Raw genomic sequence first — 24,804 nt, 5'->3', positions numbered from 1 at the left:
AGCGTATCCGCAGCCGACGGCGTGCGTCACCGGACGGCCGAAGACGCCCCCCTGCGCGCGGGTTGACGCCGAGACGCGCCGTCGTGCGCCGGGGCGGCGGACCCCGGCGCGGGACGGCCCGCGCCGGTTCGAGCGCCGTCACGTCGTCGCGTGCACCTCCCCGCGCAGCCGTTCCGCGACCTGGTGCGGCATCGGTTCGTGCCGTGCGTAGCGGCGGTCGAAGCGCGCGGTGCCGTGGGAGAGGGAGCGCAGGTCCACCGCGTACCGGCCGATCTCGATCTCGGGCACCTCGGCCCGGACCAGGGTCCGCCCGCCGTTGGTCTGCTCCGTGCCGAGCACCCGGCCGCGCCGCCCCGACAGGTCGCTCATCACGGCGCCCACGTAGTCGTCGCCGACCAGCACGCTCACCTCGGCCACCGGCTCCAGCAGGTGGATCCTCGCGTCGGCCGCGGCCTCCCGCAGCGCCAGCGCGCCGGCCGTCTGGAAGGCGGCGTCGGAGGAGTCCACCGAGTGCGCCTTGCCGTCCAGCAGCGTGACGCGGACGTCGATCAGCGGGTGGCCCGAGACGACGCCCTTGGCGGCCTGCGCGCGCACGCCCTTCTCGACCGACGGGATGAACTGCCGGGGCACCGCCCCGCCGACCACCTTGTCCACGAACTCGATGCCCGAACCGCCGGGCAGCGGCTCCACCTCGATCTCGCAGATGGCGTACTGCCCGTGCCCGCCGGACTGCTTGACGTGCCGCCCGCGCCCGGTGGCCCTGTTCCCGAAGGTCTCCCGCAGGGACACCTGATGGGGCACGACGTCGACCTGGACGCCGTAGCGGCTGCGCAGCCGCTCCAGGGCGACGCCGGCGTGGGCCTCGCCCAGGCACCACAGGACCACCTGGTGGGTGTCCTGGTTCTGCTCGAGCCGCATCGTCGGGTCCTCGGCGACCAGCCGGGCGAGCCCCTGGGAGAGCTTGTCCTCGTCGGGTTTGCTGTGCGCCCGGATGGCGAGCGGCAGCAGCGGGTCGGGCATCTCCCAGGGGGCCATCAGCAGCGGGTCGTCCTTGGCCGACAGCGTGTCCCCGGTCTCCGCGCGGCTCAGCCTGGCCACGCACGCCATGTCGCCCGCGATCACGTGCGTGACCGGCCGCTGCTGCTTGCCGAACGGCGTCGACAGGGCGCCGATCCGCTCGTCGACGTCGTGGTCCTCGTGGCCGCGGTCGGCCAGCCCGTGCCCGGAGACGTGCACCGTCTGGTCGGCACGCAGGGTGCCGGAGAACACGCGGACCAGGGAGATCCGGCCGACGTACGGGTCGGAGGACGTCTTGACGACCTCGGCGACCAGCGACTCGTCGGGGTCGCACATCCGCAGCTCGCGCGGTGCGCCGTCGGGCGTGGTCACCCGGGGCGCCTCGCGCTCCAGGGGCGTCGGGAAGCCGCGGGTGATCAGTTCCAGCAGTTCTACCGTGCCCAGGCCCTGCCGGGCGCCCTCGGGGGCGGGGGCGGCGGCCAGGACGGGGAAGAACGCGCCGCGCGCGACGGCCCGTTCCAGGTCCTGGATCAGGGTCTTGACGTCGATCCGCTCACCGCCGAGGTAGCGGTCCATGAGGGTCTCGTCCTCGCTCTCCGCGATGATCCCCTCGATGAGCCGGTTGCGGGCCTCCTCGATCAGGGGCAGCTGGTCGCCGACCGGTTCGGACTCCTCGCGCACGCCGGAGGAGTAGTCGAACAGCCGTTGCGTCAGCAGTCCCATCAGGCCCGTCACGGGCGCGTGCCCGTCGGGTGCCTGCGGTCCGCGCAGGGGCAGGTACAGCGGCAGCACGGCGTCGGGGTCGTCGGCGCCGAACGCCTCCGCGCAGATCCGCGTCATCTCCTCGAAGTCGGCCCGCGCCGCCTCCAGGTGCGTGACGACGATGGCGCGCGGCATGCCGACGGCCGCGCACTCCTCCCACACCATGCGGGTGGAGCCGTCCATCCCGTCGGAGGCCGAGACGACGAAGAGGGCCGCGTCCGCGGCGCGCAGGCCGGCCCTGAGCTCACCGACGAAGTCGGCGTACCCGGGGGTGTCCAGCAGGTTGATCTTGATGCCGTCCCATTCGACCGGCACCAGGGAGAGCTGTACCGAGCGCTGCTGCCGGTGCTCGATCTCGTCGTAGTCCGAGACGCAGCCGCCGTCCTCCACGCGGCCGGCCCGGTTCACGGCTCCCGCGGTCAGCGCGAGAGCCTCCACCAGGGTCGTCTTGCCCGATCCGGAGTGGCCGACCAGCACCACATTCCGTACGGACGCGGGGTGGTCGGCCGCCGTTGCCCTGCCGGCGGCTCCGGGGTGGGTGTGTGCCTTCTCGCCCATGTCCTTGCCTCCCGTGCACGGTGAGGTCGTTGTGGGCGCGGACGCGCGGGACCGCGTGCACTGGCGGCTCCGGCGACGCCCGCGGTCCTTCGAGATTCCCACTCCCGTCACGCCGCGTCCATACGAGGGACGGCGTCCCGCCCGCCGGCCGCGGAGCCGGGGTGCGGGTGCCCGTCCGCTGCGCACGCGCGCGCGTGACTACGATGGGCCAGCCGGTGGCCAGCAAGGGCCGCGCGGCCACACCGACCGTCGGGAAGGCCATGCTGAACAAGTACGCGCGTGCATTTTTTACGCGTGTCCTCACACCGTTCGCCGCGTTTCTCATCCGCAGGGGCGTCAGCCCGGACACGGTCACGCTCATCGGCACCGCCGGTGTGGTCGCGGGTGCGCTGGTCTTCTACCCCATGGGCGAGTTCTTCTGGGGCACGGTCGTGATCACGCTGTTCGTCTTCTCCGACCTCGTCGACGGCAACATGGCGCGCCAGCTCGGCCGCTCCAGCCGCTGGGGCGCCTTCCTGGACTCCACGCTGGACCGGGTCGCCGACGGCGCGATCTTCGGCGGCTTCGCCCTCTGGTACGCGGGCCGCGGCGACGACAACGTGCTGTGCGCCGTGTCGATCTTCTGCCTGGCCAGCGGCCAGGTGGTGTCGTACACCAAGGCGCGCGGCGAGTCGATCGGTCTGCCGGTCGCCGTCAACGGGCTGGTCGAGCGCGCCGAGCGCCTCGTCGTCTCCCTGGTCGCGGCCGGTTTCGCGGGGCTGCACAAGTTCGGCGTGCCCGGCATCCAGTACCTGCTGCCGATCGCCCTGTGGATCGTCGCCGTCGGCAGCCTCGTCACGCTGGTCCAGCGCGTCGTCACGGTCCGCCGGGAGTCGGCCGAGGCGGATGCCGCCGCGCAGGAGAACCAGGGCACCGAGGCGGCGCAGTGAGCGTTCGGGAGCGGCTGTCCGACGCCCTGTACGGGGCCGGCTGGAGCACCGTCAAGAAGCTCCCCGAACCGGCCGCGGTGCGGCTCGGCCGCACGGTCGCGGACCTCGCCTGGAAGCAGCGCGGCACGGGCGTCCGGCGGCTGGAGGGCAACTACGCGCGCGTGGTGCCGGACGCGGGCCCGGAGCGGCTCGCGGAGCTCTCGCGCGCGGGGATGCGCTCGTACCTGCGCTACTGGATGGAGTCCTTCCGGCTGCCCGCCTGGAGCGCCGAGCGCGTCAGGGCGGGCTTCGCGCCGAAGGACCTGCACCACCTGACCGAGGGCATGGACGCGGGCAAGGGCGTGGTGCTCGCCCTGCCGCACCTGGCCAACTGGGACCTCGCCGGCGCCTGGGTCACCACCGAACTGGGCATCCCGTTCACGACCGTCGCCGAGCGCCTCAAGCCGGAGACCCTCTACGACCGCTTCGTCGCCTACCGGGAGGGCCTCGGCATGGAGGTCCTGCCGCACAGCGGCGGCACGGCCTTCGGCACGCTGGCCCGGCGGCTGCGCGACGGCGGCCTGGTCTGCCTGGTCGCCGACCGCGACCTGTCCGCCTCCGGCGTGGAGGTCGGCTTCTTCGGCGAGACGGCCCGCATGCCGGCCGGTCCCGCCCTGCTCGCCCAGCAGACCGGCGCACGACTGCTGCCGGTGACGCTGTGGTACGACGACTCGCCGGTCATGCGGGGCCGGGTCCACCCACCGGTCGAGGTACCCGAGTTGGGTACGCGGCGCGAGAAGACGTCCGTCATGACACAGGCGCTGGCCGACGCCTTCGCCACGGGGATCGCCGACCACCCGGAGGACTGGCACATGCTCCAGCGCCTGTGGCTGAAGGACCTGGACCCGGCCAAGGCACCCGCCCCCGGCGAGCGGGGCGCCTCGTGAGGATCGGCATCGTCTGCCCGTACTCCTGGGACGTGCCGGGCGGCGTCCAGTTCCACATCCGCGACCTCGCCGAGTACTTCATCCGCCTCGGCCACGAGGTGTCCGTCCTCGCGCCCGCCGACGACGACACCCCGCTGCCGCCGTACGTCGTCTCGGCCGGGCGCGCGGTACCGGTGCCGTACAACGGCTCGGTGGCCCGCCTGAACTTCGGCTTCCTGTCGGCGGCCCGGGTACGGCGCTGGCTGCACGAGGGCGCGTTCGACGTCATCCACATCCACGAGCCGACCTCGCCGTCGCTGGGCCTGCTGACCTGCTGGGCGGCGCAGGGCCCGATCGTGGCCACCTTCCACACGTCCAACCCGCGCTCGCGGGCGATGATCGCCGCCTACGCGATCCTCCAGGCGGCCCTGGAGAAGATCAGCGCCCGGATCGCGGTGAGCGAGTACGCCCGGCGCACGCTCGTCGAGCACCTGGGCGGGGACGCGGTCGTCATCCCCAACGGCGTCGACGTCGGCTTCTTCGCCGAGGCCGAGCCCAGGCCCGAGTGGCAGGGCGACACGATCGGCTTCATCGGGCGCATCGACGAGCCCCGCAAGGGCCTGCCGGTGCTGATGCGGGCCCTGCCGCAGATCCTCGCCGCCCGCCCGCAGACGCGGCTGCTGGTCGCCGGACGCGGCGACGAGAAGGAGGCGGTGGCCTCCCTGCCCGCCGGGCTGCGCTCCCGGGTGGAGTTCCTCGGCATGATCAGCGACGAGGACAAGGCCCGCTTCCTGCGCAGCGTCGACCTGTACGTGGCGCCCAACACCGGCGGCGAGAGCTTCGGCATCATCCTCGTCGAGGCCATGTCGGCGGGCGCCCCCGTGCTCGCCTCCGACCTGGACGCCTTCGCCCAGGTCCTCGACCAGGGGGCGGCCGGCGAGCTGTTCGCCAACGAGGACGCCGGCGCGCTGGCCGAGGCGGCCGTGCGGCTGCTGGCGGACCCGGAGCGCCGGGCCGCGCTGCGGGAACGGGGCAGCGCGCACGTACGGCGCTTCGACTGGTCGACCGTGGGCGCGGACATCCTGTCCGTCTACGAGACGGTGACGGCGGGCGCGGCGGCGGTGGCGGCGGACGAGCGGGCGACGGGCCTGCGGGCACGTTTCGGACTGGCGGCGAAGGACTGAATGCCGGGGGCCGTGCCCCCGGCCCCCGGCGGCATCCGCCGCTGAGGCACCCCACCGTCCCGGCGGAGCGCTCCCGTAGGGTTGCCGCCCGTGACTGCAACCCTCATCTGGATCCTGGTCGTCCTCGTCGCGGTCGGCCTGTACCTGAGCTGGACGGCGGGGCGGCTGGACCGGCTGCACGCCCGGATCGACGCCGCCCGTGCCGCGCTCGACGCACAGCTGCTGCGCAGGGCCTCCGTGGCCCAGGAGCTGGCCACCTCGGGCGTGCTGGACCCGGCCGCCTCGATCGTCCTGTACGAGGCCGCGCACGCCGCCCGGCAGGCCGAGGAGGAGCAGCGCGAGGTCGCCGAGAGCGAACTGAGCCAGGCCCTGCGGGCGGTGTTCGAGGACGTCCGGCAGGTGGAGGCGGTGCGCGAGGCGCCCGGGGGGGAGGAGGCGGCCCGCGAACTGACCGAGGCGGTCCGCAAGGTGCCGATGGCCCGCCGCTTCCACAACGACGCCGTGGGCGCCGCGCGCCGCCTGCGCGAACACCGCAAGGTGCGCTGGTTCCGGCTGGCCGGACACGCCCCCTTCCCGCCGGCCTTCGAGATGGACGACGAACCGCCGGCGGCGCTGGTGGACAGGGCCGCCTGACGGCCGTCCCCGGCCCTTTCGCCGCAAAAGGAGCCACCGGCTGCCCATTGGCCCTTGCTGTGGCCTGGTCCGTTCGCGTTTCCTCAGTGCTGCAGAAACCCCCTTTCTCATCAGTGAGGTACCCGTGTCCAGCACGCTCTCCGAAAACCAGGCCCCCGAGACCGGCACCGCCCGTGTGAAGCGCGGCATGGCCGAGCAGCTCAAGGGTGGCGTGATCATGGACGTCGTCACGCCGGAGCAGGCGAAGATCGCCGAAGACGCGGGCGCCGTCGCCGTCATGGCGCTGGAGCGGGTCCCGGCCGACATCCGCAAGGACGGCGGCGTGGCCCGCATGTCCGACCCGGACATGATCGAGGGCATCATCGACGCCGTCTCCATCCCGGTGATGGCCAAGTCCCGCATCGGGCACTTCGTCGAGGCCCAGGTCCTGCAGTCCCTCGGCGTCGACTACATCGACGAGTCCGAGGTCCTCACCCCGGCCGACGAGGTCAACCACTCCGACAAGTGGGCCTTCACGACCCCCTTCGTCTGCGGCGCCACCAACCTCGGCGAGGCCCTGCGCCGCATCGCCGAGGGCGCGGCCATGATCCGCTCCAAGGGCGAGGCCGGCACCGGCAACGTCGTCGAGGCCGTCCGCCACCTGCGTCAGATCAAGAACGAGATCGCCCGCCTGCGCGGTTACGACAACAACGAGCTGTACGCCGCCGCCAAGGAGCTGCGCGCCCCGTACGAGCTGGTCCGCGAGGTCGCCGAGCTGGGCAAGCTCCCGGTGGTCCTGTTCTCCGCCGGCGGTGTCGCCACCCCCGCCGACGCCGCGCTGATGCGCCAGCTCGGCGCCGAGGGCGTCTTCGTCGGATCCGGCATCTTCAAGTCCGGCGACCCGGCCAAGCGCGCCGCCGCCATCGTGAAGGCCACCACCTTCTACGACGACCCGAAGATCATCGCGGACGCGTCCCGCAACCTCGGCGAGGCCATGGTCGGCATCAACTGCGACACCCTCCCCGAGGCCGAGCGCTACGCCAACCGCGGCTGGTAAGGCACCCCACCCATGAGTGACACCCCCGTCATCGGCGTCCTGGCCCTCCAGGGCGACGTACGGGAGCACCTCGTCGCCCTGGCCACGGCCGATGCTGTGGCCAGGCCGGTCAGGCGCCCCGAAGAACTCGCCGAGGTCGACGGCCTCGTCCTGCCCGGCGGCGAGTCCACCACCATCTCCAAACTGGCCGTCCTCTTCGGCGTGATGGAACCCCTGCGCGCCCGTGTGCGGAGCGGCATGCCCGTCTACGGCACCTGCGCCGGCATGATCATGCTGGCCGACAAGATCCTCGACCCGCGCTCGGGCCAGGAGACGGTCGGCGGCATCGACATGATCGTGCGCCGCAACGCCTTCGGACGGCAGAACGAATCCTTCGAGGCGGCCGTCGACATCACGGGCGTGGAGGGCGGTCCCGTCGAGGGCGTCTTCATCCGCGCCCCCTGGGTCGAGTCCGTGGGCGCCGCGGCCGAGGTGCTCGCCGAGCACGACGGCCACATCGTCGCCGTCCGCCAGGGCAACGCGCTGGCCACGTCGTTCCATCCGGAGCTGACCGGCGACCACCGCGTCCACCGCCTCTTCGCCGACATGGTGCGCGCGAACCGGGCGGCGGAGTCCTTGTAGGATTCCTGCGTTCGTACAAAGACGGGTTACGCGAAGGAGACAGGCAGATGTCCGGCCACTCTAAATGGGCCACGACGAAGCACAAGAAGGCCGTCATCGATGCCAAGCGCGGCAAGCTCTTCGCGAAGCTGATCAAGAACATCGAGGTCGCGGCCCGCATGGGCGGTGCCGACGTCGACGGCAACCCGACGCTGTACGACGCCATCCAGAAGGCGAAGAAGCAGTCGGTCCCCAACAAGAACATCGACTCCGCGGTCAAGCGCGGCGCGGGCCTGGAGGCCGGCGGCGCCGACTACGAGACGATCATGTACGAGGGTTACGGCCCCAACGGCGTCGCGGTGCTCATCGAGTGCCTCACCGACAACCGCAACCGCGCCGCTTCCGACGTCCGTGTCGCCATGACCCGCAACGGCGGCTCCATGGCCGACCCGGGTTCGGTGTCGTACCTGTTCAACCGCAAGGGCGTCGTGATCGTCCCCAAGGGCGAGCTGACCGAGGACGACGTGCTCGGCGCCGTCCTGGACGCGGGCGCCGAGGAGGTCAACGACCTCGGCGAGACCTTCGAGGTCATCAGCGAGGCCACCGATCTGGTCGCGGTCCGCACCGCCCTCCAGGACGCCGGCATCGACTACGAGTCGGCCGACGCCAACTTCGTCCCGACCATGCAGGTCGAGCTGGACGAGGAGGGCGCCCGGAAGATCTTCAAGCTGATCGACGCCCTCGAGGACAGCGACGACGTGCAGAACGTCTTCGCCAACTTCGACGTCAGCGACGAGGTCATGGAGAAGGTCGACGCGTAGCGCCCGCATGCGCGACGGCATTCCGGCGGGCCGGGGGGACACGTCCCCCCGGCCCGCCGCCGTTGTCGGTGGCACCCGATAGCCTGCACAAACAGGTGATCGAGGGAAGGCGTGGGCGTGCGTGTACTGGGGGTGGACCCGGGACTGACCCGTTGCGGGGTCGGTGTCGTCGAGGGTGTCGCGGGCAGGCCGCTGACCATGCTCGGCGTCGGCGTCGTCCGCACCCCCGCGGACGCCGACCTCGGCCACCGCCTCGTCGCCGTCGAGCAGGGCATCGAGCAGTGGCTGGACGAGTACCGGCCGGAGTACGTCGCCGTGGAGCGCGTCTTCAGCCAGCACAACGTCCGCACGGTGATGGGCACCGCCCAGGCCAGTGCCGTCGCCATCCTCTGCGCCTCCCGCCGCGGCATCCCCGTCGCCCTGCACACCCCCAGCGAGGTCAAGGCCGCCGTCACCGGCAGCGGACGCGCCGACAAGGCCCAGGTGGGCGCCATGGTCACCCGCCTGCTGCGACTGGCCGCGCCCCCGAAGCCCGCCGACGCGGCCGACGCGCTCGCCCTGGCCATCTGCCACATCTGGCGGGCCCCCGCGCAGAACCGGCTCCAGCAGGCCGCCGCCCTGCACGCCTCCCGGGGCCTGCGGGCCCCGAGGAAGCCGCGCACCCCGAAAGCCCCGCACGCACCGAAAGGCCACACGGCATGATCGCCTTCGTCAGCGGCACGGTCGCCGCCCTCGCCCCCGACGCCGCGGTGGTGGAGGTCGGCGGTGTCGGCATGGCCGTCCAGTGCACGCCGAACACGCTCTCCGCCCTCCGCGTCGGCAAGCCCGCCAAGCTCGCCACCTCCCTCGTCGTCCGCGAGGACTCCCTGACGCTGTACGGCTTCGCCGACGACGACGAGCGCCAGGTCTTCGAACTGCTCCAGACCGCCAGCGGCGTCGGCCCCCGCCTGGCACAGGCGATGCTCGCCGTGCACAGCCCCGACGCCCTGCGCAGGGCCGTCTCCACCGGGGACGAGAAGGCCCTGACCGCCGTCCCGGGCATCGGCAAGAAGGGCGCCCAGAAGCTGCTGCTGGAGCTGAAGGACCGGCTCGGCGAACCGGTCGGGGCCCCCGCCGTCGGCGCGCCCGTCAGTACCGGCTGGCGCGACCAGCTGCACGCCGCCCTCATCGGTCTGGGGTACGCGACCCGCGAGGCCGACGAGGCCGTGTCCGCCGTGGCGCCCCGGGCGGAGGCCGCCGGGGGCACGCCCCAGGTGGGGCAGCTGCTCAAGGCGGCCCTGCAGACACTGAACCGCGCCCGATAGTCCGTAGCGAGAGCCGAGGCACACCTCATGAACTGGGACGACACGACCGACACCGAGGCCGCCGGAGAGCGGCTGGTGGACTCGGTCGCCGACGGCGAGGACCAGGCCGTGGAGGCGGCCCTGCGCCCCAAGGACCTGGGCGAGTTCATCGGCCAGGAGAAGGTCCGCGAGCAGCTCGACCTCGTCCTGCGCGCCGCACGGGCGCGCGGGGCCACCGCCGACCACGTCCTGCTCTCCGGCGCCCCCGGCCTCGGCAAGACCACCCTCTCGATGATCATCGCGGCCGAGATGGGCGCCCCCATCCGCATCACCTCCGGTCCCGCCATCCAGCACGCCGGCGACCTCGCCGCGATCCTCTCCTCCCTCCAGGAGGGCGAGGTCCTCTTCCTCGACGAGATCCACCGCATGTCCCGGCCCGCCGAGGAGATGCTCTACATGGCGATGGAGGACTTCCGCGTCGACGTCATCGTCGGCAAGGGTCCGGGCGCCACCGCCATCCCGCTCGAACTGCCCCCCTTCACCCTGGTCGGCGCCACCACGCGCGCGGGCCTGCTGCCGCCCCCGCTGCGCGACCGCTTCGGCTTCACCGCGCACATGGAGTTCTACGGACCGGCCGAGCTGGAACGCGTGGTCCACCGCTCCGCGGGCCTGCTCGACGTCGAGATCGACCCGGCCGGCGCCGCCGAGATCGCCGGCCGCTCCCGCGGCACCCCCCGCATCGCCAACCGCCTGCTGCGCCGCGTCCGCGACTACGCCCAGGTCAAGGCCGACGGCCTGATCACCCAGGAGATCGCCGCCGCCGCCCTCGCGGTCTACGAGGTCGACGCCCGGGGCCTGGACCGCCTCGACCGGGCCGTGCTGCAGGCACTGCTCAAGCTGTTCGGCGGCGGTCCCGTCGGCCTGTCCACGCTCGCCGTCGCCGTGGGGGAGGAGCGTGAGACAGTGGAAGAGGTCGCCGAACCCTTCCTCGTGCGCGAGGGCCTCCTGGCCCGCACCCCGCGCGGGCGGGTCGCGACCCCGGCGGCCTGGGCGCACCTCGGTCTCACCCCGCCGCGGGCGCAGAACTCCGGAAACGGACAACAGGACTTGTTCGGGGCGTGACACCCCCCGCTCCGGCGAGGACATTCGCCGGAGCAGGAACCCCGGTGCCATGCTGAGCGTTGTTCCATGCGCGCGGACTCGCTTAGACTCCGCCGATGCCGCCCCTGTCGGCGGCGTACACACCCCCAACCATCAGGCCGCTCACCATCGCGGTCGTGTGAAGGAAGTACCGACCCGTGAGTCTCGTGACCCTCCTCCCGTTCATCGTGCTCATCGGGGCCATGTTCCTGATGACGCGGTCGGCGAAGAAGAAGCAGCAGCAGGCCGCTGACATGCGGAACCAGATGCAGCCCGGTTCCGGTGTCCGCACCATCGGGGGCATGTACGCCACGGTCAAGGAGGTCAACGAGGACACGGTCCTCCTCGACGCCGGTCCGGGTGTCGAGCTGCTCTTCGCCAAGAACTCCATCGGTGCCGTCCTCACCGACGACGAGTACAACCGCATCGTCCACGGCATCGAGCACGACCTGAAGTCCGACGCCGACATCGTTCCGGACGACGCCTCCTCCCTCACCGGGACCGACGCCCCGGCCGCCGCCGGCTCCGACGACAAGCCCGTCGACCTCGGCAAGAAGGACACGGCCGACGAGCCGACGGCCGACGCCGCGCCCGCCGAGGCGACGACGGCGGACGAGCAGCCGAAGAAGTCCGACGGCGGCTCCGAGGCGAAGTAGCCGCGCCCCGGGGCGCACGGACCGTTCCCGTGCGTCCCGCGCGTCGCGCGGATCCCCACACCATGTGATGGCCGCCGGTGCGCCGCCCCGGCGTGACGCGGCTCGAGAGGGAGTACGAACAGGTGGTAGCACCTAAAAAGGGAAAGACCGCGAGCGCTCAGAGCAAGCCCGGGCGCTCGCTGGCCCTGATCGTGATCGTCATCGCGGCGCTCACGGGAGGCATGTTCGCCTCCGGACACACGACTCCGCGTCTCGGGATCGACCTGGCCGGCGGTACGAGCATCACCCTCAGGGCGGTCTCGGAACCCGGCCAGGAGTCCGCGATCAACAAGACCAACATGGACACCGCCGTTGACATCATGAACAACCGTGTCAACGGTCTGGGTGTCTCCGAGGCCGAGGTCCAGACCCAGGGCGACCGGAACATCATCGTCAACATCCCCAAGGGTACGAACTCCAAGGAAGCCCGGGCCCAGGTCGGTACCACCGCCAAGCTCTACTTCCGCCCGGTCCTCGCCACCGAACTCTCCGGTGCCGCCGCCACGGGCAGCCCGACGCCGAGCGCCTCCGGCGCCTCGGACAAGGCGACCGACAAGGCGACCGACAAGGCGACCGACAAGGCGACGGACAAGGCCACCGACGGGGACAAGGCGAGCTCGTCGCCGTCCGGCTCCGCCTCGGCCAGTGCCACCGCCCAGGGCCGCGCGGTCACCGACGCCCTGAAGGCCGACCCCAGCCCGTCCGCCTCCGGCACGGCCACCGGCGACGCCTCCCCGTCCCCGAGCGCCAGCGCCTCCGGCGACGACGCCGCCGCCAAGCTCCAGGCCCAGTACGCGGCCCTCGACTGCACGAAGAAGGCGGACCGCGCCAAGGCGGGCAACGGCGCCAAGCCCGGCGACTCGACGGTGGCCTGCGGCCAGAACTCGCAGGGCCAGTGGCAGAAGTACATCCTCGGCCCCGCCGCGGTCGACGGCACCGACGTCGACGAGGCCAAGGCGGTCTTCAACACGCAGACCGCCGCAGGCTGGACCGTCACCATGAAGTTCACGGACTCCGGCTCCAAGAAGTTCGCGGACATCACCGGCAAGCTGGCCCAGAACCAGTCCCCGCAGAACCAGTTCGCCATCGTCCTGGACAACGAGGTCGTCTCCGACCCGTACGTCAGCCAGGCCCTGACCGGCGGCAACGCGGAGATCTCCGGCAGCTTCGACCAGGAAGAGGCCCAGAGCCTCGCCAACATGCTGTCCTACGGTGCCCTGCCGCTGAGCTTCAAGGAGGACAGCGTCACCACCGTCACCGCCGCGCTCGGCGGTGAGCAGCTCAAGGCCGGCCTGATCGCCGGCGCGATCGGCCTCGCGCTGGTCGTCCTCTACCTGCTGCTCTACTACCGCGGGCTGTCGTTCATCGCCGTCGCCTCGCTGCTGGTGTCCGCGGGCCTGACGTACGTGATCATGGCGCTGCTCGGCCCGACCATCGGCTTCGCGCTGAACCTGCCGGCCGTCTGCGGAGCCATCGTCGCCATCGGCATCACGGCGGACTCGTTCATCGTGTACTTCGAACGCGTCCGCGACGAGATCCGCGAAGGACGTTCGCTGCGCCCCGCGGTCGAGCGCGGCTGGCCGCGCGCCCGGCGCACCATCCTGGTCTCCGACTTCGTGTCGTTCCTCGCCGCCGCGGTGCTCTTCATCGTCACCGTCGGCAAGGTCCAGGGCTTCGCGTTCACGCTGGGCCTGACCACCCTGCTGGACGTCGTGGTGGTGTTCCTCTTCACCAAGCCGCTGCTCACGCTGATGGCCCGCCGCAGGTTCTTCGCGAGCGGCCACAAGTGGTCCGGCCTCGATCCGAAGAGCCTGGGTGCCAAGCCGCCGCTGCGCCGCACCCGCCGTCCGTCCGCCGGCCCTGTCGACCCGAAGGAGGCGTGAGAGATGTCGAAGCTCGGCAAGCTCGGCGCCCGGCTGCACCATGGCGAGGTCGGCTACGACTTCATCAAGAACCGCAAGATCTGGTACGGCATCTCCATCCTGATCACCATCACGGCGATCGTGGGCCTGGCGGTGCGCGGCCTGCACATGGGCATCGAGTTCCAGGGCGGCGCGGTCTTCACCACCCCGAAGAACATGAGCGCCTCGGTGTCGCAGGCGGAGACGTACGCGGAGGAGGCCTCCGGCCACGACGCGATCGTCCAGAAGCTCGGCGACGGCAGCCTGCGCATCCAGATCGCGGGCGTCGACACCGGCAAGTCGGACCAGATCAAGGACGAGCTCTCCAAGGACCTGAAGGTCGACGCGGAGAAGATCAACGCCGACCTGGTCGGCCCCAGCTGGGGCGACCAGATCGCGAACAAGGCCTGGCAGGGCCTGGCGATCTTCATGATCCTCGTCGTGATCTACCTGGCGATCGCGTTCGAGTGGCGCATGGCGCTCGCCGCGTTCATCGCACTGATCCACGACATCACCATCACCACCGGCATCTACGCCCTCGTCGGCTTCGAGGTCACGCCGGGCACGGTGATCGGTCTGCTCACGATCCTCGGTTACTCGCTCTACGACACGGTCGTCGTCTTCGACAGCCTCAAGGAGCAGACGAAGGACATCACCAAGCAGACCCGCTGGACCTACAGCGAGATCGCCAACCGCTCGATCAACAGCACCCTGGTCCGCTCCATCAACACCACGGTGGTCGCGCTGCTCCCGGTGGCCGGCCTGCTGTTCATCGGTGGCGGTGTCCTCGGCGCCGGCATGCTCAACGACATCTCGCTGTCGCTGTTCGTGGGCCTCGCGGCCGGCGCGTACTCCTCGATCTTCATCGCCACGCCGCTGGTCGCCGACCTCAAGGAGGCCGAGCCGCAGATGAAGTCCCTCAAGAAGCGCGTCCTCGCCAAGCGCGCCCAGGCCGCGGCCAAGGGGGAGCCGGCCGAGGCCGACGTCACCGACGGGCCGTACGCCGACGACGAGCCCGAGGACGCCGCACCCGCGGTCGTCGGCCCCCGCAACCAGCCCACGTCCCGCAACAGGGGCCGCGGCCGGCCCTCGGGGAAGCGCCGATGACCGGCATCCAGGAGCTGCTGCTCAGCCGCATCCGGGACGTGGTCGACTACCCGGAGCCGGGCGTGGTGTTCAAGGACATCACCCCGCTCCTGGCCGACCCGGCGGCGTTCACCGCGCTCACCGACGCCCTCGCCGGGGTCGCCGCGCGCACCGGCGCCACCAAGGTCGTCGGGCTGGAGGCCCGGGGCTTCATCCTCGGCGCCCCGGTCGCCCTGCGCTCCGGCCTCGGCTTCGTCCCCGTGCGCAAGGCGGGCAAGCTCCCCGGAGCCACCCTCGGCCAGGCCTACGACCTGGAGTACGGGTCGGCCGAGATCGAGGTGCACGCCGAGGACCTGAGTGCCGGCGACCGCGTGCTGATCGTCGACGACGTCCTGGCCACCGGAGGCACCGCAGAGGCCTCCGTCCAGCTCATCCGCAGGGCCGGCGCGCAGGTCGCGGGCCTCGCCGTGCTGATGGAGCTGGGCTTCCTCGACGGGCGCGCCCGGCTGGAGCCGGCCCTGGCCGGCGCCCCGCTGGAAGCGCTGCTCACCGTCTGAGGCGGCCCCTGCCGCACCCGGAGGCGGGCCCGGAGGAATCCGGTGCCCGCCTCCGGTGTTTCCCCGGTCGAAGGCACTCACTTCGGCCTGAAGGCGATCCTGGAGGGCAGGATCGCTACCATGGGGTTTCCGGAACCTGACCGGGGGACCCGGATCGCGCACGAGGAGTCCTCTTGCCAGACGAGGCCCAGCCACTGACCGCCGCAAAGCCCGAGCCCGCCTCGGCGTCCGCGGCGAAGCCCGCGCCGAGCGCGCCCCAGGCGAAGAACGACACGCACGGGCCGATCCAGCACGCCCCGTCCGCGCCGGTCGACAAGCCCGCGGAGCAGCAGCCGCGTCCCAAGCCGCTGCCGTCCGGGCGCCCCCAGAACGTGCCCGTGGTCCGCACGCCCGCCGGACAGCCCGTCCGCTCCGGCTCCTCCAACCGCGTGCGCGCCCGCCTCGCCCGTCTCGGCGTGCAGCGCGCGAACCCGTACAACCCGGTCCTGGAGCCGCTGCTGCGGATAGTGCGCAGCAACGACCCCAAGATCGAGACGGCCACGCTGCGCCAGATCGAGCGCGCCTACCAGGTCGCCGAACGCTGGCACCGCGGCCAGAAGCGCAAGAGCGGCGACCCGTACATCACGCACCCCCTCGCCGTCACCACGATCCTCGCCGAGCTCGGCATGGATCCGGCCACCCTGATGGCCGGGCTACTGCACGACACGGTCGAGGACACCGAGTACGGCCTGGAGGACCTGCGGCGCGACTTCGGCGACGTCGTCGCCCTGCTCGTCGACGGCGTCACCAAGCTGGACAAGGTCAAGTTCGGCGAGGCCGCGCAGGCGGAGACCGTGCGCAAGATGGTCGTCGCCATGGCCAAGGACCCGCGCGTCCTGGTCATCAAGCTCGCCGACCGCCTGCACAACATGCGCACCATGCGCTACCTCAAGCGCGAGAAGCAGGAGAAGAAGGCGCGCGAGACCCTGGAGATCTACGCGCCGCTCGCCCACCGCCTGGGCATGAACACCATCAAGTGGGAGCTGGAGGACCTCGCCTTCGCGATCCTCTACCCCAAGATGTACGACGAGATCGTCCGCCTGGTCGCCGAGCGCGCCCCCAAGCGCGACGAGTACCTCGCCGTCGTCACCGACGAGGTCCAGCAGGACCTGCGCGCGGCCCGCATCAAGGCGACCGTCACCGGCCGCCCCAAGCACTACTACAGCGTCTACCAGAAGATGATCGTCCGCGGCCGTGACTTCGCGGAGATCTACGACCTGGTGGGCATCCGCGTCCTGGTGGACACCGTCCGCGACTGCTACGCGGCGCTGGGCACGGTCCACGCCCGCTGGAACCCGGTTCCGGGGCGGTTCAAGGACTACATCGCGATGCCCAAGTTCAACATGTACCAGTCGCTGCACACGACGGTCATCGGCCCCAACGGCAAGCCGGTCGAGCTGCAGATCCGCACCTTCGACATGCACCGCCGCGCCGAGTACGGCATCGCCGCGCACTGGAAGTACAAGCAGGAGGCCGTCGCCGGCGCCTCCAAGGTCCGCACCGACGTGCCCAAGGCAGCCGGCAAGGCCGGCAAGGACTCGGCCGCCGTCAACGACATGGCGTGGCTGCGGCAGCTGTTGGACTGGCAGAAGGAGACCGAGGACCCCGGCGAGTTCCTGGAGTCCCTGCGCTTCGACCTCTCCCGCAACGAGGTCTTCGTCTTCACCCCCAAGGGCGACGTCATCGCGCTCCCGGCCGGGGCCACACCCGTGGACTTCGCCTACGCCGTCCACACCGAGGTCGGCCACCGCACCATAGGGGCCCGGGTCAACGGCCGTCTCGTCCCGCTGGAGTCCACCCTGGACAACGGCGACCTGGTGGAGGTCTTCACCTCCAAGGCGGCCGGCGCGGGTCCCTCCCGCGACTGGCTCGGCTTCGTGAAGTCGCCGCGTGCCCGCAACAAGATCCGCGCCTGGTTCTCCAAGGAGCGCCGCGACGAGGCGATCGAACAGGGCAAGGACGCCATCGTCCGCGCCATGCGCAAGCAGAACCTGCCGATCCAGCGCATCCTGACCGGTGACTCCCTGGTCACGCTCGCGCACGAGATGCGGTACTCGGACATCTCCGCGCTGTACGCGGCGATCGGCGAGGGCCACGTCTCCGCGCAGAACATCGTGCAGAAGCTGGTCCAGGCGCTCGGCGGCGAGGAGGCCGCCACCGAGGAGATCGACGAGTCGGTCCCGCCCGCGCGCGGTCGCGGCCGCAAGCGCCGCACCAGCGCCGACCCGGGCGTCGTCGTCAAGGGCGTCGAGGACGTGTGGGTCAAGCTGGCCCGCTGCTGCACGCCCGTCCCCGGCGACCCGATCATCGGCTTCGTCACCCGCGGCAGCGGCGTATCGGTTCACCGCAGCGACTGCGTGAACGTGGACTCGCTCTCCCGCGAGCCCGAGCGCATCCTCGACGTCGAGTGGGCGCCCACCCAGTCCTCCGTCTTCCTGGTCGCCATCCAGGTCGAGGCCCTGGACCGCTCCCGGCTGCTGTCGGACGTCACGCGCGTGCTGTCCGACCAGCACGTCAACATCCTCTCCGCGGCCGTCCAGACCTCCCGCGACCGGGTGGCCACCTCGCGCTTCACCTTCGAGATGGGCGACCCGAAGCACCTCGGGCACGTCCTGAAGGCCGTGCGCGGTGTGGAGGGCGTGTACGACGTGTACCGGGTGACGTCGGCGCGCAGGCCGTCGTAGGGCCCGCGAGCACGTACGACGCGGCACACGCGAAGGGGGCTCCCGTACGGTGCGTACGGGAGCCCCCTTCGCGTGTGCGTCAGCCGCCGAACTCCTGCAGGCCCTTCAGGGCCTGGTCCAGCAGCGCCTGCCGGCCGTCCAGCTCCCGCTGGAGCTTGTCGGCCTTGGCGTTGTTGCCCTGGGCACGCGCCTGCTCGATCTGGGAGCGCAGCTTGTCCACGGCGGCTTGGAGCTGACCGGTCAGACCCTCGGCACGCGCGCGTGCCTCCGGGTTGGTCCGGCGCCACTCGGCCTCCTCGGCCTCCTGGATCGCCCGCTCCACGGCGTGCATCCGGCCCTCGACCTTCGGCCGGGCGTCACGCGGCACGTGGCCGATGGCCTCCCAGCGCTCGTTGACCGAGCGGAACGCGGCGCGGGCGGCCTTGAGGTCCGTGACGGGCAGGATCTTCTCGGCCTCTTCGGCGAGCTCCTCCTTGAGCTTGAGGTTCTCCGCCTGTTCCGCGTCCCGTTCGGCGAAGACCGAGCTGCGGGCGGCGAAGAAGACGTCCTGGGCGCCGCGGAAGCGGTTCCACAGGTCGTCCTCGTGCTCGCGCTGGGCGCGGCCCGCGGCCTTCCACTCGGACATCAGGTCGCGGTACCGCGCGGCCGTCGGTCCCCAGTCCGTCGAGTCCGACAGCGCCTCGGCCTCCGCGACCAGCCGTTCCTTGGTCCGGCGGGCCTCCTCGCGCTGCGCGTCCAGCTGCGCGAAGTGCTGCTTGCGGCGCTTGGAGAACGCCGAGCGCGCATGCGAGAAGCGGTGCCACAGCTCGTCGTCGGACTTGCGGTCCAGGCGCGGCAGACCCTTCCAGGTGTCCACCAGCGACCGCAGCCGCTCGCCGGCCGCCCGCCACTGGTCGGACTGCGCCAGCTCCTCGGCCTCGGCGACCAGCGCCTCCTTGGCGCCCCGCGCCTCGTCGGACTGCTTGGCCCGCTGCGCCTTGCGTTCCTCACGGCGCTTGTCGACCAGCTCGACCAGCTTGTCCAGCCGGGCCCGCAGCGCCTCCAGGTCACCGACCGCGTGGTGCGCGTCGACCTGCTCGCGCAGGTGCTCGACGGCGGCCAGCGCGTCCTTCGACGACAGGTCGGTGGTCTTCACTCGCTTCTCGAGGAGGCCGATCTCGACAACCAGGCCCTCGTACTTGCGCTCGAAATAGGCGAGAGCCTCCTCGGGGGAGCCTGCCTGCCAGGAACCGACGACCTTCTCGCCGTCGGCCGTACGCACGTACACGGTCCCCGTCTCGTCGACGCGGCCCCACGGGTCGCTGCTCACAGCGCCTCCTCCACATGATGCCTGCGAAGGGGCTCTGCTGCCCCCGGGCATCGTCCACAGTTTCGTCACCGCCAACATAGGCGACCGGCGGGGGGCCTGTCCGCATCCCGCGCGACCGAAATTCCGCAGTTGGGGCTCAGGATTTCGTGACCGTCGCCTTGTCGATCACGACCGTCGCGTTGGGCGCGGTGTTCCCCGTCGTCGGGTCCATGGGCTGCGCCCCGGCGTCCGCGATCTTCTTGAGCACCTTCATCCCCGCCTCGGACACCGTGCCGAACGGCGTGTAGTCCGGGGGCAGCTGGCTGTCCTGGTAGACGAGGAAGAACTGGCTGCCGCCCGTGTTCCGCCCCTGCTGCGTCTGGGCGTTGTACTGGTTGGCCATCGCCACCGTGCCCGCCGGGTACACGTTGCCCGTGAGGCTCTTGTCCTTGAGGTTCTCGTCGGGGATCGTGTAGCCGGGACCGCCCGCCCCGGTGCCCTGCGGGTCGCCGCACTGGAGCACGTAGATGCCCTGGTCGGTCAGCCGGTGGCACTTCGTGTGATCGAAGTAGCCCTTGTCCGCGAGGAAGTGGAACGAGTTGACGGTGCGCGGCGCCGCCGACGCCTTCAGCGCGATGTCCATCTCGCCGCAGGTGGTCGACAGCTTCATCGTGTACTCCGCCGACTTGTCGATGGCCATCGCAGGTTCCTTCTTCCAGGTCTGCGTCGTGGCCTTGCCCTCGGCGGGCTTGCCGCACGGGTCCGGAGCCTTGCTGCTCGCGGAGGCGCTCGGGGTGGCCTCCGCGCTCGCGTTCGTCTTGTCGTCGTCGTCCCCCAGGACGACCCCGGTCGTGTACAGCGCGACGCTGCCGATCAGGACGACGCCGAGCCCCGAGGCGATCGCCGCGTTGCGCATGCGTGCCTTGCGTCGCGCGGAGGTGCGTCGCTGCTGCTGCCGCAAGAACTTCTCCCGGGCGAGCTGACGCCGCCGCTGCTCCTGGCTGACCACCGGGTTCTCTCCTCATGCGTCGTGTGTGCCGACCGGTACGCGTGCGCGTGACGAACCGACCGCGTGCGTGTAGCCCCGTACCGTATATGGGTTCGCTGAGGAAACGGCACCGCCGGTAGGCTCTGACCACGGGCGCAGCCCGCCCGCAAGCCACCCGTACCGACACAAACGAAGGACGATCGTGCTCATTGCCGGGTTCCCCGCCGGGGCCTGGGGGACGAACTGTTACCTCGTCGCCCCCGCCGCGGGTGAGGAGTGCGTGATCATCGACCCCGGCCACCAGGCCGCGCAGGGCGTCGAGGAGGCACTCGCCAAGCATCGGCTCAAGCCCGTCGCCGTCGTCCTCACCCACGGCCACATCGACCACGTGGCCTCGGTCGTCCCCGTGTGCGGCGCGCACGACGTGCCCGCCTGGATCCACCCCGACGACCGCTACATGATGGGCGACCCCGAGAAGGGGATCGGCCGGTCCATCGGCATGCCGCTCATGGGCGAGCTCACCGTGGGGGAGCCGGACGACGTCAGGGAACTGACCGACGGCGCGAAGCTGGAGCTGGCGGGCATGGAGCTGACGGTCGCGCACGCGCCGGGCCATACCAAGGGGTCGGTGACCTTCGGCCTGCCCGAGGCGGCGGACATCCCGCCGATCCTCTTCTCGGGCGACCTGCTGTTCGCCGGCTCCATCGGACGCACGGACATGCCGGGCGGCTCCATGGACGACATGCTGGCGTCCCTCGCCCGCGTCGTCCTGCCGCTCGACGACCCGACCGTGGTGCTGTCCGGCCACGGCCCCCAGACGACCATCGGCCAGGAGCGCGCCACCAACCCGTATCTGCGGCAGGTGGCGGCGGGCCGCCAGGAGCACGGCGCCACCGATGCTCCCCGACGAGGAATGTGACGAGAGACCTTCCGTGAGCACCTTCAAGGCCCCCAAGGGCACGTACGACCTGCTGCCGCCGGACTCCGCCAAGTACCTGGCCGTCCGCGAGGCGATCGCCGCCCCGCTGCGCAACTCCGGCTACGGCTACATCGAGACGCCCGGCTTCGAGAACGTCGAGCTCTTCGCGCGCGGTGTCGGCGAGTCCACCGACATCGTCACCAAGGAGATGTACGTCTTCGAGACCAAGGGCGGCGACCGCCTCGCCCTGCGCCCGGAGACGACCGCGCCCGTGCTGCGCGCCGTCCTGGAGGCCAACCTGCACAAGGCGGGCAACCTGCCGGTGAAGGTCTGGTACTCGGGCTCGCAGTACCGCTACGAGCGCCCCCAGAAGGGCCGTTACCGCCACTTCTCCCAGGTCGGCGCCGAGGCGATCGGCGCCGAGGACCCGGCGCTGGACGCCGAACTGATCATCCTGGCCGACCAGTCGTACCGCGCGCTGGGCCTGCGGAACTTCCGCATCCTGCTCAACTCCCTGGGCGACAAGGAGTGCCGCCCGGTCTACCGGGCCGCGCTCCAGGACTTCCTGCGCGGCCTCGACCTGGACGAGGAGACGCTGCGCCGCGCCGAGATCAACCCGCTGCGCGTCCTGGACGACAAGCGCCCCGACGTGCAGAAGCAGCTCACCGACGCCCCGCTGCTGCGCGACTACCTGTGCGACGCCTGCAAGACCTACCACGAGGAGGTCCGCGAGCTGATCACGGCGGCCGGCGTCCTCTTCGAGGACGACCCCAAGCTGGTGCGCGGCCTGGACTACTACACGCGCACCACCTTCGAGTTCGTGCACGACGGCCTGGGCTCCCAGTCCGCGGTGGGCGGCGGCGGCCGCTACGACGGCCTGTCCGAGATGATCGGCGGCCCGTCCCTGCCGTCCGTGGGCTGGGCGCTCGGCGTCGACCGCACCGTCCTCGCCCTGGAGGCGGAGGGCATCGAACTGGACATCCCGTCCGCGACCTCCGTCTTCGCGGTCCCGCTCGGCGAGGAGGCCCGCCGGATCCTGTTCGGGAAGGTCACCGAGCTGCGCAAGAACGGCGTGGCCGCCGACTTCTCCTACGGCGGCAAGGGCCTGAAGGCCGCGATGAAGGCGGCCAACCGCTCCGGCGCCCGCTACGCCCTGGTCCTCGGCGAACGCGACCTGGCCGAAGGCGTCGTCCAGCTCAAGGACATGGAGTCCGGCGAGCAGACGGCGATCGGCGTCAACGAGATCGTGGCGGAGCTGGAGTCGCGGCTCGGCTAGCCCGGTACGCCTCCGGGGGCGCACGTGTTCGTTCACGTGTGCCCCCGGCGAACGGGCATCGGCCGCGTCATCACGCCCGAGGGCGATCGCCGGTGCGTTCTTATGTTCATCGAACGGTGGCCCTACAGGTCCGTGCGGCACAATGGCCCCTGCCCGAAGCAGATCCGACTCGAATGACGGAATCGGCGTGATGAGCAAGACGACAGTGAAGGACGTCTCCACCGTGGCAGAGCCCGCGTCGGAAGTCACCTCCGGAGCCCCGCGCACGGAGGGCGCCAGTCGTGCCCTCGCCCTGCTGCTGGTGATCACGGGCGCCGCCGGGGTGCTCTCCGCGTGGGTCATCACGCTCGACAAGTTCAAGCTCCTCGAGGCCAAGGTCGCGGGCACGACGTTCACCCCCGGGTGCAGCCTGAACCCGGTCGTCTCCTGCGGCAGCGTCATGGAGAGCGACCAGGCGGCCGTCTTCGGCTTCCCCAACCCGATGCTCGGCCTGGTCACCTACGGCATCGTCGTCTGCGTCGGCATGAGCCTGCTCGCCCGGGCCCGCTTCCCGCGCTGGTACTGGCTCACCTTCAACGCCGGCTGCCTGTTCGGCGTCGGATTCGTCACGTGGCTGCAGTTCCAGTCCCTGTACCGGATCAACGCGCTGTGCCTGTGGTGCTGCCTGGCCTGGGTCGCCACCATCCTGATGTTCTGGTACGTGACGTCCTTCAACGTCCGCAAGGGCTTCCTGCCCGCGCCGAACTGGCTGCGCGGCTTCTTCGGCGAGTTCACCTGGGTCCTGCCGGTGCTGCACATCGGCATCATCGGCATGATGATCCTGACCCGCTGGTGGGACTTCTGGACCAGCTGACGGCGCGCCGCGTTGTCGGTGCGGTCATTTAGGGTTCTCGCGTGGAGCCCGACCTGTTCACCGCCGCAGCAGAAGAACGCCAGGAGAAGGACCCGACCGGCAGCCCCCTCGCCGTGCGGATGCGCCCGCGCACCCTCGACGAGGTCGTCGGTCAGCAGCACCTGCTCAAGCCGGGATCACCGCTGCGCAGACTGGTCGGAGAGGGGGCCTCCGGTCCTGCCGGACCCTCCTCGGTGATCCTCTGGGGCCCGCCGGGCACCGGCAAGACGACCCTGGCGTACGTCGTCTCCAAGGCCACCAACAAGCGCTTCGTGGAACTGTCGGCGATCACCGCGGGCGTCAAGGAGGTCCGCGCGGTCATCGACGGAGCCCGCCGAGCCGTCGGGGGATACGGCAAGGAGACCGTCCTCTTCCTCGACGAGATCCACCGCTTCAGCAAGGCCCAGCAGGACTCCCTGCTCCCCGCCGTCGAGAACCGCTGGGTCACCCTGATCGCCGCCACCACCGAGAACCCGTACTTCTCGGTGATCTCCCCGCTGCTCTCCCGCTCCCTCCTCCTCACCCTCGAACCCCTCACCGACGACGACGTCCGGGGCCTGCTCCGCCGCGCCCTGACCGACGAGCGCGGCCTGGGGGGCGCCGTCACCCTCCCCGAGGACACCGAGGATCACCTGCTGCGCATCGCCGGCGGCGACGCCCGCCGCGCGCTGACCGCCCTGGAGGCCGCCGCCGGGGCCGCGCTCGACAAGGGCGAGGGCGAGATCGCCCTGACCACGCTGGAGGAGACGGTCGACCGGGCCGCGGTGAAGTACGACCGCGACGGCGACCAGCACTACGACGTCGCCAGCGCCCTGATCAAGTCCATCCGCGGCTCCGACGTGGACGCCGCCCTGCACTACCTGGCCCGGATGATCGAGGCCGGCGAGGACCCCCGCTTCATCGCCCGCCGCCTGATGATCTCCGCCAGCGAGGACATCGGCCTCGCCGACCCGAACGCGCTGCCCCTCGCCGTCGCCGCCGCCCAGGCCGTCGCCATGATCGGCTTCCCCGAGGCCGCCCTCACCCTCAGCCACGCCACCATCGCCCTGGCCCTCGCCCCCAAGTCCAACGCCGCCACCACCGCCATCGGCGCCGCCCTGGAGGACGTGCGCAAGGGGCACGCCGGACCAGTCCCGGCCCACCTGCGCGACAGCCACTACAAGGGCGCGGGCAAGCTCGGGCACGGGCAGGGCTACGTGTACCCGCACGACCTGCCCGAGGGCATCGCCGCCCAGCAGTACGCCCCGGACGAGCTGAAGGACCGGACGTACTACGCCCCGACCCGGCACGGTGCCGAGGCCAGATACGCGGACGCGGTGGAGTGGACCCGGGAGCACCTCGGTCGCAAGCGGACCTGAGCAGCCTGTAGAATCGCCCGAAGCGCTGAGTTCCGTGCAGTCAGAACGGGACAACCAGCCGGAACCCCCAGCGGGTTCCAGGAGCGTCGCGCACCGTCGACCGGTGTCGCGGGCAGCCCACCACCACCCGGGGCTCCGGGAGCGGTCGGTGGGCCACTCGCGTGCTGCACGTATGTGCCCAGACCAGGGGAGCGGCTGCCCGGCAGGTCCCACGGGACCGGCGGGATTCCCCGGCTGCGGATGCGACCTCCCT

Annotated in this window: 22 protein-coding genes; 19 read left to right on the top strand and 3 right to left on the bottom strand. The window is 71.3% G+C overall.

Going from position 1 to position 24,804, the window contains the following annotated elements; genetic code table 11:
• Positions 1 to 138: 138 nt before the first annotated feature.
• Entirely contained in the window at positions 139 to 2,337 is a 2,199-nt protein-coding gene (locus ACZ4V6_RS14825) for an elongation factor G-like protein EF-G2 (RefSeq protein ID WP_467826765.1), read from the bottom strand.
• A 203-nt stretch (positions 2,338 to 2,540) separates the two neighbouring features.
• Here ACZ4V6_RS14825 and pgsA point away from each other — a divergent pair, with 203 nt between their 5' ends.
• The 15 genes from pgsA to relA all read left to right on the top strand — a co-directional run bounded on the left by pgsA (position 2,541) and on the right by relA (position 17,830).
• Positions 2,541 to 3,266, top strand: coding sequence for a phosphatidylinositol phosphate synthase (gene pgsA, locus ACZ4V6_RS14820; protein ID WP_467827373.1), 726 nt, complete (start codon positions 2,541 to 2,543; stop codon positions 3,264 to 3,266).
• Positions 3,263 to 4,192, top strand: a complete 930-nt coding sequence (locus tag ACZ4V6_RS14815; protein WP_467826762.1) for a phosphatidylinositol mannoside acyltransferase — start codon at positions 3,263 to 3,265, stop codon at positions 4,190 to 4,192. The genes pgsA and ACZ4V6_RS14815 overlap by 4 nt, the downstream gene beginning before the upstream one ends.
• Complete coding sequence (locus ACZ4V6_RS14810) at positions 4,189 to 5,355, top strand: glycosyltransferase family 4 protein (protein ID WP_467826759.1); 1,167 nt, start codon at positions 4,189 to 4,191, stop codon at positions 5,353 to 5,355. Before ACZ4V6_RS14815 ends, ACZ4V6_RS14810 begins: the two co-directional genes overlap by 4 nt.
• A gap of 90 nt (positions 5,356 to 5,445) precedes the next feature.
• Positions 5,446 to 5,988: a LemA family protein gene (locus ACZ4V6_RS14805; RefSeq protein ID WP_467826756.1), complete on the top strand. Its 543-nt coding sequence runs from the start codon at positions 5,446 to 5,448 to the stop codon at positions 5,986 to 5,988.
• A 124-nt stretch (positions 5,989 to 6,112) separates the two neighbouring features.
• Positions 6,113 to 7,024 carry a pyridoxal 5'-phosphate synthase lyase subunit PdxS gene (gene pdxS, locus ACZ4V6_RS14800; protein ID WP_388824295.1) on the top strand — a complete coding sequence of 304 codons (912 nt, stop codon included), beginning with the start codon at positions 6,113 to 6,115 and terminating at the stop codon, positions 7,022 to 7,024.
• A gap of 12 nt (positions 7,025 to 7,036) precedes the next feature.
• Positions 7,037 to 7,645: a pyridoxal 5'-phosphate synthase glutaminase subunit PdxT gene (gene pdxT / locus ACZ4V6_RS14795; RefSeq protein WP_467826754.1), complete on the top strand. Its 609-nt coding sequence runs from the start codon at positions 7,037 to 7,039 to the stop codon at positions 7,643 to 7,645.
• A gap of 47 nt (positions 7,646 to 7,692) precedes the next feature.
• Entirely contained in the window at positions 7,693 to 8,445 is a 753-nt protein-coding gene (locus ACZ4V6_RS14790; protein ID WP_467826751.1) for a YebC/PmpR family DNA-binding transcriptional regulator, read from the top strand.
• A gap of 117 nt (positions 8,446 to 8,562) precedes the next feature.
• Entirely contained in the window at positions 8,563 to 9,147 is a 585-nt protein-coding gene (gene ruvC, locus ACZ4V6_RS14785; RefSeq protein WP_467826749.1) for a crossover junction endodeoxyribonuclease RuvC, read from the top strand.
• Complete coding sequence (gene ruvA / locus ACZ4V6_RS14780) at positions 9,144 to 9,749, top strand: Holliday junction branch migration protein RuvA (RefSeq protein ID WP_467826746.1); 606 nt, start codon at positions 9,144 to 9,146, stop codon at positions 9,747 to 9,749. Before ruvC ends, ruvA begins: the two co-directional genes overlap by 4 nt.
• Before the next feature lie 27 nt (positions 9,750 to 9,776).
• A complete protein-coding gene (gene ruvB / locus ACZ4V6_RS14775) occupies positions 9,777 to 10,850 on the top strand; it encodes a Holliday junction branch migration DNA helicase RuvB (protein ID WP_467826743.1) in 1,074 nt (357 codons plus the stop codon).
• A gap of 176 nt (positions 10,851 to 11,026) precedes the next feature.
• Positions 11,027 to 11,524, top strand: a complete 498-nt coding sequence (gene yajC / locus ACZ4V6_RS14770; RefSeq protein WP_467826741.1) for a preprotein translocase subunit YajC — start codon at positions 11,027 to 11,029, stop codon at positions 11,522 to 11,524.
• Positions 11,525 to 11,646: 122 nt separating this feature from the next.
• A complete protein-coding gene (gene secD, locus ACZ4V6_RS14765) occupies positions 11,647 to 13,446 on the top strand; it encodes a protein translocase subunit SecD (protein ID WP_467826739.1) in 1,800 nt (599 codons plus the stop codon).
• 3 nt (positions 13,447 to 13,449) lie between these two features.
• Entirely contained in the window at positions 13,450 to 14,571 is a 1,122-nt protein-coding gene (gene secF, locus ACZ4V6_RS14760; protein WP_467826737.1) for a protein translocase subunit SecF, read from the top strand.
• Complete coding sequence (locus tag ACZ4V6_RS14755; protein WP_467826735.1) at positions 14,568 to 15,107, top strand: adenine phosphoribosyltransferase; 540 nt, start codon at positions 14,568 to 14,570, stop codon at positions 15,105 to 15,107. Before secF ends, ACZ4V6_RS14755 begins: the two co-directional genes overlap by 4 nt.
• 173 nt (positions 15,108 to 15,280) lie before the next feature.
• Positions 15,281 to 17,830: a GTP pyrophosphokinase gene (gene relA / locus ACZ4V6_RS14750; RefSeq protein WP_467826733.1), complete on the top strand. Its 2,550-nt coding sequence runs from the start codon at positions 15,281 to 15,283 to the stop codon at positions 17,828 to 17,830.
• Positions 17,831 to 17,909: 79 nt separating this feature from the next.
• On the opposite strand, the gene ACZ4V6_RS14745 is transcribed toward relA, so the two are convergent.
• A complete protein-coding gene (locus ACZ4V6_RS14745) occupies positions 17,910 to 19,139 on the bottom strand; it encodes a DUF349 domain-containing protein (RefSeq protein WP_467826730.1) in 1,230 nt (409 codons plus the stop codon).
• A gap of 136 nt (positions 19,140 to 19,275) precedes the next feature.
• Entirely contained in the window at positions 19,276 to 20,127 is an 852-nt protein-coding gene (locus ACZ4V6_RS14740) for a peptidylprolyl isomerase (protein WP_467826728.1), read from the bottom strand.
• Between the two features lie 181 nt (positions 20,128 to 20,308).
• On the opposite strand from ACZ4V6_RS14740, the gene ACZ4V6_RS14735 reads away from it, so the two are divergent.
• The 4 genes from ACZ4V6_RS14735 (at position 20,309) to ACZ4V6_RS14720 (ending at position 24,551) form a co-directional block, all read left to right on the top strand.
• The gene (locus ACZ4V6_RS14735) at positions 20,309 to 21,025 is read left to right on the top strand and encodes an MBL fold metallo-hydrolase (RefSeq protein ID WP_467826725.1); all 717 of its coding nucleotides are present in this window, start codon (positions 20,309 to 20,311) and stop codon (positions 21,023 to 21,025) included.
• A 13-nt stretch (positions 21,026 to 21,038) separates the two neighbouring features.
• Positions 21,039 to 22,301: a histidine--tRNA ligase gene (gene hisS / locus ACZ4V6_RS14730; protein WP_467826723.1), complete on the top strand. Its 1,263-nt coding sequence runs from the start codon at positions 21,039 to 21,041 to the stop codon at positions 22,299 to 22,301.
• Positions 22,302 to 22,491: 190 nt separating this feature from the next.
• A complete protein-coding gene (locus ACZ4V6_RS14725) occupies positions 22,492 to 23,154 on the top strand; it encodes a vitamin K epoxide reductase family protein (RefSeq protein ID WP_467826721.1) in 663 nt (220 codons plus the stop codon).
• Between the two features lie 41 nt (positions 23,155 to 23,195).
• Positions 23,196 to 24,551 (top strand): replication-associated recombination protein A, encoded by a 1,356-nt coding sequence (locus ACZ4V6_RS14720; RefSeq protein ID WP_467826718.1) that lies wholly within the window; start codon positions 23,196 to 23,198, stop codon positions 24,549 to 24,551.
• Positions 24,552 to 24,804 lie beyond the last annotated feature (253 nt).

The organism is Streptomyces sp. NPDC029152 (assembly GCF_055564355.1).
The sequence above is the reverse complement of the archived record's forward strand: the minus strand, read 5'-3'. Positions and strand labels throughout refer to the sequence as shown.